Raw genomic sequence first — 13,253 nt, 5'->3', positions numbered from 1 at the left:
GCAGTCTTAATGTTTAACGGGTACCCTTATATGATGAACTCCGGTTCCTGGAGGGAGGATTACAATGTGAAAAAACCGCGAATAGCGGAATGGACCCAGCTGCGGGGCATTGCCTTTCTGGCGATTGTCATGCAGCATAATATCGCTGAGTATATCTATCGCGCCGATATTGAAAAACCAGATTCCATTATGCTGACCATGATTTATCATCTGACCCGATTTGGTACGCCAACATTTGTATTTCTATCGGGTGTAATGCTGTTTTACCATCACCGGAACACCAAACCGGACTATCCTCGCTTTATTCGAAAGCGATTTGGCGATATCTATATGCCGTTTGTCGTATGGACACTGATCTATTGGCTTTCTGTCCGTATCTTCACCCCCGCGTTCTGGCTTGCAGGCATACCGGATTTTCGCAATCTGATTCGTGAACTGTTTGTCCCGCAGACAGGATATCATCTCTGGTTTGTCATTATGGTGTTTCAGTTCTATATTCTGTTCCCCCTGTTTTTGGCGGGAGCGAAAGCCATTCAGAGACGTATCCAGAACGCCTCACGTTTCACGCCCATGCAAGTCATTACCGGGCTAATTCTCTTTGCAGCAGCACTATATGCCCTGCTTATGAAATGGTCCTACTATAATATGGGGGGCTGGACAGAATCCATGTCTGAGCCTTGGTCAACGTTGCTGCAATATCGCTCCTATTCATGGGTGATGTACTGGTTCTACTTTTTACTGGGTGCTGTATGTGCCTGGTCAGTGGACAATTGGAGGAGTTGGACCACGAAGGTACTGCCATGGACGATCTGTCTGTTTGTAGGGATGTATATATGGCTTGGTTACGATGTGCTGCGTGGGTCCGGGGATGTTGTGAATCTGAATATCTCCACCTATCTGAAACCAACCACATTCCTGATCATTATGGCTCAGATGTTTATGATGTATGGTTTCCTTGTACTGATGCGGAGCAAAAACATATGGTTTCAGCGCCTATTATCCTGGATTGGCCGCTATTCATTTGGTGGATATCTGGTTCATGCACTGGTGATCTACGCGATCGCTTACGTAACCAGACCGCTTCAACTCAGTGGATGGCATCTGCCTGTAACGTTGCTATCGTTCTTTGTAACTGTTGGTAGTGCTCTTGCAATCAGTTGGGCATTATCCAAGCTTCCTGGCTCCCGCTTCACCGTAGGGTTAATGCGCAAACCACGTGCAACCTCCCCTCCATCAGCTGCTGTGGACAAAAGAAATTCACCTGAGCGAACTCCGTCACCCGGCCACACTCGCAGTCCGGGAACGAGTGAGCCATTGTAAAATAAAGAAGAGCGTCCCCTCACGGAGACGCTCTTCTTTATTTTACTTCGCTCGAAGTGGATCGTCCAGGAACAGGTTCCTGGGGACCCGGGGCTGGATGCACGTTGCCCTTCTGATTCACAAATCTCTTCAGATCACCCGTTAATTGTTCCTTCAGCTTGTCCACCAGCTGCGTTTCGCTAATGCCTTTTGCCTGAGCAATCTCAGCCAGGGATTTCCCTCCCTGAAGCTGCTCGTGCAGTTGAGCCGGGGTGACTCCAATAAACCGGGCAATTTCCCCCTTATCTACCATGGAACGTTTGCCATGGTGGGCAAATTCACGCCGCAAGTCACGCAGCGGGGTATTAATGACCTTTTTCAACTTGGTATCCATGTCCGCCTTCGTGGCCGCAGCTTGTTCCTTAGTGAGACAGCCTTCTTCTACAGCTTGATCCAGACGCTGCGCAAGTGTAGGCTTCAACTTCTGCAATAACTGCTCCTCACTTAGTCCCTTACGCTCTTTGGCAATCTGGGACAACGTCTTGCCAAGTTCCATCTGTTCTTTCAGATCCCGAAGTCCAATCCCAAGCAAATCTGCTGTTTCACCAATCATGAACAGACCGTGTCCTGCCTGCATGCATGGCTTCGCTGATTTGCCGGAGGAAGAAGCTTTTGACGCATCGTCATGTTCCTCAGCCCGAACCGTTGAATCAGCGAATGCCACATGTCCTGTTGCTGCTGTTATGACTACGGCTGCCAATCCGGCTGCCATCCATGTCTTCCATTTCAAATTCATTTTTCTGCCGCCTTTCCGATGTCGAAATCCTGTGCCTTCCTAGTTTGAGCCTAAAATCCACTTTTTTATGCCATAAAATACAAAAAGTCATCATTTTTCTCACAATTGATCACAAAAAATCCTATTTTTTTCAGTTTATTTCCGCTATACTGAATGTAACTTCATGATCTATATCAGTTGAACAGTCCTGAATCACCTTATCGCAGGAAGGACGAGATGTAACGATGCGGAGAGATTGGTTAGATCCGTTTAGCTCCGATCTGGAGGTCGTGTTTGCTTCAGCGGAACAACTCGTACGAGAATATCCCGAGCCCATGTCAGGACATGCATTGGAGCAACTTCATTCGGTCAATCCCCTGTTACGAGATCCGGGGCACAGTTATATCGGGTATATCATTCCACTCTGGATGCAACACTCAGATAAACTACCCCCAGAGAAAGCACACCAATTAAGTACAGCCTGTCTCATTCACATGTTATATTTTCTGAATCAGGACGACGTGATGGATGAACAACCGGAGAATGCCACATTGAAGTTATCCCTGGGTAATCTATACTACATGGATGCACTTCAATCTTACTCGGTATTATTCGATCCTTCTTCCACGTTCTGGGTCTATTTCAGACAATATGTCGTGGATTGGGCCGTAAGTGTTACGGGTGAGCATTCCATTGATTATTTCCAACAGAATCCCTTGTTGATTGCGCAAAAGGCTGCCCCTCTGCTCATTGGAGCTACTGGAGCACTCCTTCTGCTGAATCAGTCCGACCGGATCATCCCGGTGTGTTCTGCCATCAATATCACGCTCATGACACTCCAGATGACCGATGACTTCACAGACACGCAACAAGATGCTGTGCATGGAAACTACAACAGCTACCTCTCCCACGTATCCGCAGCACTGAATCACAACTATCCAGTTCATCCTTTAAGCGAACGTATACATGATAATGTATACAATACACAACTCATGAACTCTTACGTAGACATTGCTTATCACTATAATCGTACACTAACATCGTCTAACTTAGGAATATCGCATCTTGAGGTGTTTAATTCTTATTTATGCAGCACTTTAGTACAAGCTGTTCAGGACATTACACAACGGAAGAAACGGCTCCTCCAAGGCGGGTTTCATCACTGGATTAGCGAGCAACAGTTGGGATTCTGAGCACAAGGACTAAGCTGATTCAGTTTAATTTTAAATATGAAGGGAATGTTGATGATGATGGTATCAGAGAAAACGTTGCATGAGGATATTATTGAAAAGGCTTGGACTGACGAGCACTTCAGACAACAATTGCACTCCAATCCAAAGCAGGCGCTTCGTGAAGCTTTCGGTATCATAATCCCGGAGCACATTAAGGTACGTACCGTTGAGGAGCAGCAGAATGACTATGTGCTTGTCATACCTCCCAATCCTTCCAAAGTAAATTATGATGTGAATTGCGGACCTTGGCGAAGTTAATTCGGATGAGTTAAATTGGTAAAGTAAGAAAATCAGAGGTAGGAACAAAAAAAGCCGCTGTATCCTTCTGTGAGTTCGTCAATCGACGAACTCGGCAAAAGATACAACCGCTTCTGTTCCTACCCCTTTGGTGCTTGTAAAGCTGATCTGTCCCTGCATCGCTTCAACAATTCGGAATGTCACCATCATGCCGAGGCCCGTGCCTTTGATTTTATTGGAGAAATAAGGCTCGCCCAACCGGGAGAGTGCTTCCTCATCCATTCCTTCTCCGTTATCCCTGACATGCACCTTAATCATTCCATCCTGCTTGTACGCCCAGATATCAATCTGGCCTTGTCCCTGCAGAGCTTCAATACTGTTCTTGATAATATTGATAAAAGCCTGCTTGAACTTCGAGGAATTGCCCCGAATATATAGATCTGGCGGAATGTCAGTGGTGATTTTACCACCTTCCAGATTAGCCATCGGTACAAGAATGCCTTCAATATGATTGAACTCATCCGAGATATTGAGCGCGATAATATGGTCAAACTCAGGTTTGGCAAAGGTAAGAAAGTCCGTTATGATGCCCGAAGCCCGATCAAGTTCTTCCAGTGCAATTCGCACATACCCCTTGTTTTTGTTGTCTTCCTGTTCCGTCATAAGTTGCAGGAACCCTCTTGTCACCTGAAGTGGATTACGTACTTCATGGGCAACGGAAGCAGCCAATTCGCTAATAATCTCCATCTTTTCGGATCGCTGCAACTCATTGTTGAACAGCTCCAGTTCCTTGGAATACTCTAGAACTTTGGTGTGTTTTTCGGCAAAACGACTTCCGAGAATGGCAATCAACGAGATCACAAATGCAACCATGGACCATTTCCACCATAACAGATGATATGTCCCACTCCGCTGATAATACCACAACAGTTCAGCCACACTGATCAAGGCAAATGTACCGAATCCTGTCGCAAGCAGCATAGCTTCCCGATTTCGTTGCAGCGCTTTAGCAATGGTACCAACCAACAGGATTGTCAGCAGAATGACCAGCACAATGCCAACCACACGCTGTACGAGCAGATTGTAGAGGATCTCCCATTGCCCACCTGAAGTAACATAGATAAATAGAGAGAACACAGCGATAACTGAATATATGAATATTATTTTTCGCAGTTTGGTGAAGATTCCATGCAGTCCTGTTCCGATAATCTGTTCAAAAAAATAACATAGCGCTGGCATACCCAGCAGCATCGCCAGATCAAAGACTACGGAATACAGGTCACCATATACCTGATAGAACGTATACAAAAATTTCGAGTACGTGATGATCATCGTGCCGATGGAACCCATCACGATGCATAGCGAGATCCATAATCCCTTATGGAATTTACCAAGGAAGAACGTACAACTCAGCATCGTAATCGCTGTGAAAACAAAGGTCGCGCCCAAAATTACATCAATAAGTCCGTTATGAATATATTTCTCCTGTAACGCGGCATAAGGTCCAACCTGAACAGTACCTTGTATCCCCAAACGGCCTTTCTCATTTTGCGACCATACATAGAGCGTGTCACCAGAATTTTCGCTGGATAAGGGCAGCAACACAGCATTATTATCATAATTGTAATGGTAGTTCTCGTAGACCTTGCGGTCTTCCAAATAGATAACAATATGATTGCCTTTAATGTTCTCAAATCGAATGGCTAAACTTTCCTCACTCAATTCAGGGATGGTCAGGCGCGTCCATAAGGAATTCGATCGATCCGTATTGCTATACTCGAACTTATCGCTGCCCTGCTTTTCCCATATCTCGTCTGCTCCCTTAACCTCACTGATGAATCCTTGATCGTCAACGTTCCCCCATTGTACTTCCCATCCTGTAATGGATACAGGTTGCTGAACCACTCCTGTAGTTGCAAAGACTATCCCATGTGGCATGCCTAGAATAATCAATACACTCATCCATAAGATGACGATAGCTTTGGGCACATTTTTCATTCACAGCACCTCAAAGTTCTAATTTTCCCTATCTTAGATTCTCTCATTTATCATTCGCCACCGTTTGTCACGTCACCTTCTTGAGATAAAATGAAATTTCACATTTAAGTCGATTTATAGTCTTATTTCCAGTTTATTGTTAAAGTTATCCGATTAATCACGCAATTCTTCGAACTGGTTCACTATCATTTCCCGTTCTTTCTGTTCAACTTGACTGCGAAATTCAAGCCACTGATCTGTCTCCTCATCATCATAGATGGTCCATATGTCGGAAAAAAGGAAATCCCGCAACTGGACAACTTGCCCGGACCATATACCGCCTACCCAAAACAAACCATCCGGACGACGGATGACGGTACGGGAGAACCCGGGTGTGGACGCCTTTTGCCCGATACGGATGCGTGTGATCATATTGCCCAGTGTGAACCAGTCCACATGAAATCCCTCCCTTACATATTCATGCTTCATCATAACATAGGCAAAACAGGAAAAGCTGTAAAAACGATGGCTGCGATTCAATCCTTTGCTCCGGGTGTAATAGTTTCTCAAAGCAAACAAACACGCTAAGGAGATGATTACAATGAATGAGCCACATCGTACGGTTGAGGTGGAACATAAGGATGTTCAGCATAAATCGGATTCAAGTATGGTTGCTTCCACATTTATTAAATATGCAGCATATATCATTATCTTTTTCGGATTCTTATACTTCTTGGTTAAATATGTATTCCCCAAATTCTAAGGCATTCATATCGTAGCGAACACCCGGAGATAATAACCTGTGCAAGATTACAACACTAGTGCTTTGGGTAACTACGGGGTAAGAAGCTTTGGACAACCGACAATGAAAGGAAGTGTTACTCATGTCTGACAAATCAATTAGTAACGAAGAGAGCGACCGCTATTATGACCGTTATCAGAGGTCCCGCGATATTCCGCCAGAGACGGAAGTCCCGGAAGGCGATATGGATACCTTTGATGAAGTTTCCGGCAGACGGATTGTAACGGAAAATACGGATCTGGCACCCGTAGCCGCAACCGCTGTGGACGAGCCGGTATTGGATTCACGTTTGGCTGAGACACCGCTGGAATCTGTACCGGATGCAGATCTTCTGCAACCGAACAGTCCGGTTGATCCTGCTGCACCCGATCCGGATGCGCTGCATGGTACCGATCTGCTTAATGGTGCTGGTGCGGATGCCAAACCGGAGAATGACATTCCCCCACGACATTAACAGCTGTTATGACATCCTGAATGAGGAGGTGCATACACGATGAAGGAAGATCGCCAAAAACATGTGAATGAACCGGATAATCTCGTGACCGAACGAGATATTGACCCGGACTTCGGACTGTTCACTGAGGACTCCTTCCCCGAAGCACTTGAGGATGAGGATCAACGTGATGCGGTCGAGCATGCCATTCCCAAAGAGAAGGCTTCTCGCAAGCCCTCTTCGGATGATCAATGATCACTCGGATAATAAATTCCAGACTTAAAGAAACCTCTTAAAAAGGGGTTTCTTTAAGTTTAATAGCTTGAATCACTTGACCCACGTCATCGGCTGCTTTTGTACACTAATCCGCAGTATAGTAAAAATAGTTCCCTTCCGCTATTATATAAAAATACATATTACAAAAGTTATTACTGGGATTGGAGGAGAATGAGTATATGATTCAGTCTATTGTGCATATTGCTTTGGTTGTAAAAGATTACGATGAAGCAATAGAATTTTACACAAAAAAGTTGAACTTCACATTAGTTGAAGATATATATCAACCGGAACAAGATAAGCGGTGGGTAGTGGTTTCTCCCCCTGGCTCTGTCGGTACTACAGTCTTACTTGCCAGAGCATCTAAACCTGAACAAGAGCCATTTGTTGGTAACCAAACTGGTGGTCGGGTATTTCTGTTTCTAAACACCGATGACTTTTGGAGAGATTATAATGAGATGGTCACTAGGGGAATCGAATTTGTTAGAGCCCCGCAAGAACAATCTTATGGAACAGTAGCTGTATTTAAAGATTTATACGGAAATTTATGGGACCTGCTGGAAATGAATGAGGATCACCCCATTTCCAAGCGCGTTAAGTGACCTCCAAGCTTCCAAGATCAGACTGGGATTGACGTGTTATAAACATGTGGCTTATATCCATCCTATCTGAATATGTATCAAAGAGAGATGACGACTGCATGATTACATTGCCATCCTGTCCACAAAAACGGTATGATAGTTGGGTAAATATCCAATTATGACTTGGAGAAAATATATAATGCAGAGATGCAAGGAGGAACGTTTTCATGTCTTTACGGTGGAAAAAAACAACCGCAGTATCGCTCGTTCTTGCGATGCTGCTTATCGTCATTAGTGGTTGCGGACGCCCTGCAACCAGTGCCGAGCAAGCGCCGGTCCCGGCCGCACCTGAAGGTCCAAACCCGGTGGCTACCATTGAGATGCAGGATGGTCAAAAGATCGTTATTGAACTCTATCCGGAGATTGCGCCCAACACGGTGTATAATTTCATCTCCCTTGCGAATAAAGGGTTCTATGACGGCCTGATCTTTCACCGGGTCATTCCGGGCTTCATGATTCAAGGTGGTGATCCCGATGGCAACGGTTCAGGCGGCCCAGGTTATACGATCAAAGGGGAATTTACATCCAATGGCCACAAAAATCACCTGAATCATACTCGGGGAATCATTTCGATGGCACGTAAACCGGATAATCTTGATTCAGCTGGTTCCCAATTCTTCATCATGTTAGCTGATGCTGATTATCTGGATAATTCATATGCTACTTTTGGTAAAGTGACCGAAGGTATGGAAGTTGTTGATGGGATTGCAGCTCAGAAAATAAGCAAAATCAAGGACAAACCCGATACCGATCAGGTCATGAAAAAAGTTACGGTAGATACCCATGGTCTGGAGTATCCAGAGCCGGTAAAAATGCCTTAATGAACTTCCTTGCCAAATGGATCATAATCCATGGTTATGACTTGTTAATGAACTCTAACCAAACAAAAGCTCTGTCCTGTGCGAATGTCGCAAGGCCGAGCTTTATTTATTGATTTTAATGATAGCGGTTACATATATGACTTTATATAAAATGACCTCTTCCGGCATCATCCTCAATACATCCATCCCATCAAACGTAACCAGCCGATAATCGCAATCCATAACGGGCAGCTAAAGGCAACGCCCCATGCAAGCCCTTTCAGTAAACCACGGTTTACTTCCACGAACAACGACTCCTTTCTCCAGGGAATAGTCGCAGTATCGGTAATAGTATATGATTTTATACCCGTTTTCATTCGTCACGCAACCCTCGTTTTCCTGCTTTTGTTCCGCAGATTCATGGAATGCTTTACGGGAACCTGATATACTATGACTACTGTACCATAAATGGAACCTGATTCATGTTTGGAAAGGAGATTTTCCTATGGCAAAATCCAAAAAACGTCCCCCTGCTCCCAAAGCAGCAGCACAGGATAAACCCACGACACTGAAGGATCTACTAAGCAGTGATGTGCTGGAGAAGCTGAAAGCTCAGGCGGATGAGGCAAAGGCTGCCGAGGCAGCACTTAAAGAGCAGGAACGTCAGCAAGCAGAAGAAGCTCGCCAAGCGGAGCAGAAGCGCCGGGATAACGACTTCGAATATTTGCTTAATAACAGCGCTATGGACTGGAAGAAACATAAGTAAATCAAGGCATGACCTAAAGGTGTCTCATATCACACATGCCAAATAATATTACAGCAGACATCATGAAGATGATCTGCTCACAGAACAGGGCCGCATCGCGGTCCTGTTCTTTTTGATATAGATACATATGATTCACCAGTCTTGAGCCGGGTATGTTAGAAGTAGAGCATACAACGATATTCTAATCCATGGAGGGATCAGAGATGACTGAACAACGTTTGGAAGGCAAAGTCGCGATTGTAACCGGAGGTGGATCGGGTATTGGTCAGGCTACCGCTATTCGTTTCGCCGAGCATGGAGCCAAAGTATACATGCTGGATCGCACACCCGAAAATGCGGAGGAAACCAAGCAGACGATTGAAAAAGCTGGCGGAGAAGCGTATGTGATCGAATGTGATATCTCCAAACCGGACAATGTGCAGAAGGCGATCAATCAGGCCGCTGCTGAAGCGGGTAAACTGGATATCATATTTGCGAATGCCGGCATTAACGGAACGATGGCCCCAATCGAAACGATGGAAATTGAGGACTGGGACCAGACGATGGAGATCAATATGCGCGGAACCTTCGCAACCGTCAAATATGCGATTCCCCATCTGAAAGAACATGGCGGCAGCATCATTATTACCAGTTCCATCAACGGTAACCGGGTCTTCTCAGGGATCGGTTTCTCTGCATACGCTTCCAGCAAAGCGGGACAAACTGCTTTTACCAAGATGGCTGCACTGGAGCTGGCTCGTTATAAGATTCGCGTCAACGCCGTCTGCCCGGGAGCTATCGATACCAACATTGATGATAACACCTACCCGTCGGATGATCTGAAAGAAGTACAGATTCCTGTTGAATTCCCTGAGGGTCATGAACATCCGCTCAAGGGCGAACCTGGAACGTCGAAGCAAGTGGCTAACCTCGTTCTGTTCCTCGCTTCCGATGAAGCCTCCCATGTTACAGGTACACGAATCTATGTGGATGGTGCGGAATCTCTGCTCCGTGGATAAAAATATAAGTTGGCCCTATTCAGGGACAACGCCCAAACATCCCGCAAGCAATCTGATCCGGTCAGATTACTGCGGGATGTTTTATATATAGTGAAGAGCATTTCGCATAAATCCCGTGAGCGGTAGGATTCGAATTATGCAAAATGCTGAGAATTATAATACGGGCGGACGCATGCAAGGATTACCGCTAAACTGCATTGCTTTTACCTTTTTTCACACGATGCTTCAACCAATCTGGAATGGCAAAAAGCAGAACATACATCAGCGAAAACAAAACCAGCGCCAGGATCTCTTCCCCAAGGATGTACATGGGGTACGGACCTAGCATATCCAGCACCGAAGGTGTACTCGGCTTGTATCTCAAAAACATGTAATTCGCTTCCAGCATGACATCTACAACGTATACGATTAATGCTGCCACATTCACAAATATCATTGAACCTGCTACAGATCTCCAGCTAGGTCGCAGCTGTTCCACCCAGGTCATGTAGAGTAAAGCCAGAATGATGCAGGCATGAGCGACGAAAAATTGAATGAAGCGAAAATGTGCATAACCATAACCCAGATTAGGAGTAAGGATCGCCATAAGGGCTCCAGCAATGCCTGCAAACAGCAGTGCAGCATGTAACAGTCGACTGCGTGTCAGTAGTAACAACGCCGATAACAGCAGAGACAGACTGCATAATTCGAGTGGCAGTGACGTCTGCAGGCTCCATATGTCTCCGTACACATACCAGAGTTGCAGCACGATTTCACAGGTGAACATGATACAGGCCAGTACAATCCGCAGAATACGGCGTGCCCTCTCTGACCATGATCGAAGATGGTGTCGAAGCAAAAACATCATTACAATCCATGCTGTAATTACGCTAATGGAAACGATATGTGAACTGGAGAACAGGATAAACGGCTCTGCATCATAAGGGTCCAGCCATGGTGGGTACGCCATGCATCTCTTCTCTCCTTTGCAAGGATCTCACCAACATTATCTCTCTTTCATGTTAACTTTTTCATTTTGCCATTGAATGAAAGAGCTGTCCAGTTGGAATCTACATAAGCATTGTAATTTAAATATCTTTATGTTAAGATAAATCCAGAACCAAAACAAACAAAAAGTTAGTAACTTTCTTAACCGAAATGATAAAAATACAGCACTCAACAAATGTTCAACTAAACATTTACACTATCCCATTTCATCTAGGAGGAAATATTATGCAAATCAAAGGACTTCACCACGTATCCGCTCTAACCGCACATGCCGATCAGAACTATCGTTTCTACACCAACATCATGGGTCTGCGCCTGATTAAAAAAACGGTCAACCAGGATGACGTGTCCGTCTACCATCTCTTCTATGGCGATGAGAAAGGCAATCCGGGTACCGAACTTACCTTCTTTGAGATTCCGATGGCCGGACAGACTCGTGAAGGGGTGAACAGCATATCCGGAACGTCACTGCGCGTTCCAAGTGATGCGGCACTTACCTACTGGCAGCAGCGCTTTGACGAATTCGAAGTCCCGCATGGAGAGATTGTTGAACGGGGTGGTCGTGCCACGCTCTCGTTCACAGACTTTGAAGGACAACGTCTGATTCTGGTCTCGGATGAAAACAACACAGGTGTAGCTGGTGGTAAACCATGGGATCAGAGCCCTGTGCCTGCTGAGTATGGCATTGTAGGTCTTGGCCCCATCCATCTTACGGTAAAAGATGCTTCCCTTACCGCTCCAGTTCTTACCGAACTGCTTGGTTTCAGAGCCAAAGGAAGTTACCCTGCCTTTACTCCAGGTCAACCTGATGTACTCGTTTTTGAATCCGGTGAAGGTGGCAGCGGCTCAGAGGTACATGTTGAGGAACGGAATGACCTTGCCCAAGAGCGTCCTGGACGTGGCAGCGTACACCATGTTGCGTTCCGTGTGGATAACGAAGAAGAACTGAAACAATGGGTGGAACGCGTTCGTAACTTCCAATTCCCTAACTCCGGTTTTGTAGATCGCTTCTACTTCCGCTCCCTGTACTTCCGTGAAGCAAACGGTATTCTGTTCGAACTTGCAACCGATGGTCCGGGATTTGATACAGACGAAGAATTGGAGCATCTGGGAGAATCACTTGCCTTGCCTCCATTCCTTGAAGGTCGCCGCGCCGAGATTGAAGCTAATCTCAAACCGCTGGATACCGTCATTCGTTAAACATAAAAACGATTATCACAATGTATGTTATGGACATGATCCAGCTACATCATTGTTGATAATCGTTTTTTTATTACGTCTATTTTATTTAACCAAGTAAGATGTGGTAAGAGGCACAAACAGCGATGAACCTGGATCTTCAGATACAATCTCGACATAGACAGCGTCTGTACCTTTAACATCCACATCTAGACTCATCATACCGCTTTCTGGAGTGATATTGAACTTTTTGAGTGTCGCGAGATCCTGATCATAGATATGAATCTCCTGATTTCCTTTCAGCGCGGCAAGTTCCAAGTGCAGAGAAGAATACTTTTTACCAGTATTAATCTGGATATCATCCCCCTGTTTCGTAGGATCATTATGCAGATAAACATCCTTGTAATCCTTGCCTTTATATGTGGTATCCTTAGGATCTTTGGTGTGCCAAGCGGTAGAACCCAGTACGGATGTTCCAAGTGCACTCAGCGTTACTTTTCCGTTGGTTACGGGCGCAGATCCATTCGTTCCACCGATCAGGACGGAAGAAGTTGCACCGTCATAATTGATTTCAGTTCCAAGCAGTGTTCCAACCGCACGAACTGGCAAATACGTTGTTCCGTTATACGTGATCGGCAATACGGTCTTGCCGTTAGCATCCTTCGCTGTCACGGTCTCGCCATTCAGTTTCAACGTAATTTTGCTATTCAAATACGCTTTAATCTGTTCCAACCCTGTTGCTGCAAGTGCACCTGTTCCGATCCCAAGCGTTAATGTGCCTACCATCAAACCCAGTACAACCTTTTTCTTCATCAAAATCCCTCCAGAATGTTAAAATGATTTGTCCTTTA

The 13,253-nt window shown here is 45.4% G+C and carries 16 protein-coding genes; 11 read left to right on the top strand and 5 right to left on the bottom strand.

The features are described 5' to 3' along the window. Positions 1–66 precede the first annotated feature (66 nt). Positions 67–1,320, top strand: coding sequence for an acyltransferase (locus J7E78_RS16555; protein ID WP_215077323.1), 1,254 nt, complete (start codon positions 67–69; stop codon positions 1,318–1,320). Positions 1,321–1,357: 37 nt separating this feature from the next. Here J7E78_RS16555 and J7E78_RS16550 read toward each other — a convergent pair whose 3' ends face one another. Next, a complete protein-coding gene (locus J7E78_RS16550; protein WP_215077322.1) occupies positions 1,358–2,095 on the bottom strand; it encodes a hypothetical protein in 738 nt (245 codons plus the stop codon). A gap of 224 nt (positions 2,096–2,319) precedes the next feature. On the opposite strand from J7E78_RS16550, the gene J7E78_RS16545 reads away from it, so the two are divergent. Together J7E78_RS16545 and J7E78_RS16540 are read left to right on the top strand one after the other, a co-directional pair. Beyond that, positions 2,320–3,267 (top strand): hypothetical protein, encoded by a 948-nt coding sequence (locus J7E78_RS16545; protein WP_215077321.1) that lies wholly within the window; start codon positions 2,320–2,322, stop codon positions 3,265–3,267. Between the two features lie 51 nt (positions 3,268–3,318). Beyond that, on the top strand, positions 3,319–3,564 hold the full coding sequence (locus J7E78_RS16540) for an NHLP leader peptide family RiPP precursor (RefSeq protein ID WP_311517577.1): 246 nt from the start codon (positions 3,319–3,321) through the stop codon (positions 3,562–3,564). 78 nt (positions 3,565–3,642) lie between these two features. On the opposite strand, the gene J7E78_RS16535 is transcribed toward J7E78_RS16540, so the two are convergent. Both J7E78_RS16535 and J7E78_RS16530 read right to left on the bottom strand, forming a co-directional pair. Then, a complete protein-coding gene (locus tag J7E78_RS16535) occupies positions 3,643–5,541 on the bottom strand; it encodes a sensor histidine kinase (protein ID WP_215077320.1) in 1,899 nt (632 codons plus the stop codon). Positions 5,542–5,694: 153 nt separating this feature from the next. Continuing rightward, entirely contained in the window at positions 5,695–5,976 is a 282-nt protein-coding gene (locus J7E78_RS16530; protein ID WP_215077319.1) for a hypothetical protein, read from the bottom strand. Between the two features lie 145 nt (positions 5,977–6,121). On the opposite strand from J7E78_RS16530, the gene J7E78_RS16525 reads away from it, so the two are divergent. The 7 genes from J7E78_RS16525 to J7E78_RS16495 all read left to right on the top strand — a co-directional run bounded on the left by J7E78_RS16525 (position 6,122) and on the right by J7E78_RS16495 (position 10,236). Further along, positions 6,122–6,283 (top strand): hypothetical protein, encoded by a 162-nt coding sequence (locus tag J7E78_RS16525; protein WP_017690239.1) that lies wholly within the window; start codon positions 6,122–6,124, stop codon positions 6,281–6,283. Between the two features lie 121 nt (positions 6,284–6,404). Then, positions 6,405–6,776 (top strand): hypothetical protein, encoded by a 372-nt coding sequence (locus J7E78_RS16520; protein ID WP_215077349.1) that lies wholly within the window; start codon positions 6,405–6,407, stop codon positions 6,774–6,776. Between the two features lie 39 nt (positions 6,777–6,815). Continuing rightward, complete coding sequence (locus J7E78_RS16515) at positions 6,816–7,010, top strand: hypothetical protein (protein ID WP_215077318.1); 195 nt, start codon at positions 6,816–6,818, stop codon at positions 7,008–7,010. A gap of 200 nt (positions 7,011–7,210) precedes the next feature. After that, the gene (locus J7E78_RS16510) at positions 7,211–7,633 is read left to right on the top strand and encodes a VOC family protein (RefSeq protein ID WP_215077317.1); all 423 of its coding nucleotides are present in this window, start codon (positions 7,211–7,213) and stop codon (positions 7,631–7,633) included. A gap of 206 nt (positions 7,634–7,839) precedes the next feature. Continuing rightward, on the top strand, positions 7,840–8,493 hold the full coding sequence (locus J7E78_RS16505; protein ID WP_215077316.1) for a peptidylprolyl isomerase: 654 nt from the start codon (positions 7,840–7,842) through the stop codon (positions 8,491–8,493). A gap of 484 nt (positions 8,494–8,977) precedes the next feature. Beyond that, entirely contained in the window at positions 8,978–9,238 is a 261-nt protein-coding gene (locus J7E78_RS16500) for a YqkE family protein (protein ID WP_215077315.1), read from the top strand. Positions 9,239–9,441: 203 nt separating this feature from the next. Continuing rightward, entirely contained in the window at positions 9,442–10,236 is a 795-nt protein-coding gene (locus tag J7E78_RS16495) for an SDR family oxidoreductase (protein ID WP_036612094.1), read from the top strand. A 187-nt stretch (positions 10,237–10,423) separates the two neighbouring features. On the opposite strand, the gene J7E78_RS16490 is transcribed toward J7E78_RS16495, so the two are convergent. Beyond that, positions 10,424–11,185, bottom strand: coding sequence for a YwaF family protein (locus tag J7E78_RS16490; protein WP_215077314.1), 762 nt, complete (start codon positions 11,183–11,185; stop codon positions 10,424–10,426). A 263-nt stretch (positions 11,186–11,448) separates the two neighbouring features. On the opposite strand from J7E78_RS16490, the gene J7E78_RS16485 reads away from it, so the two are divergent. Beyond that, positions 11,449–12,423 (top strand): ring-cleaving dioxygenase, encoded by a 975-nt coding sequence (locus tag J7E78_RS16485; RefSeq protein WP_076251315.1) that lies wholly within the window; start codon positions 11,449–11,451, stop codon positions 12,421–12,423. An 84-nt stretch (positions 12,424–12,507) separates the two neighbouring features. Here the strand turns inward: J7E78_RS16485 and J7E78_RS16480 are convergent, their stop codons facing one another. After that, positions 12,508–13,215, bottom strand: coding sequence for a stalk domain-containing protein (locus J7E78_RS16480; RefSeq protein WP_105600810.1), 708 nt, complete (start codon positions 13,213–13,215; stop codon positions 12,508–12,510). Between the last annotated feature and the right edge of the window lie 38 nt (positions 13,216–13,253).

The sequence above is a fragment of the Paenibacillus polymyxa genome (assembly GCF_018614975.1).
GTDB lineage: Bacteria > Bacillota > Bacilli > Paenibacillales > Paenibacillaceae > Paenibacillus > Paenibacillus polymyxa_E.
This window is presented reverse-complemented; position numbering and strand designations above follow the sequence as displayed.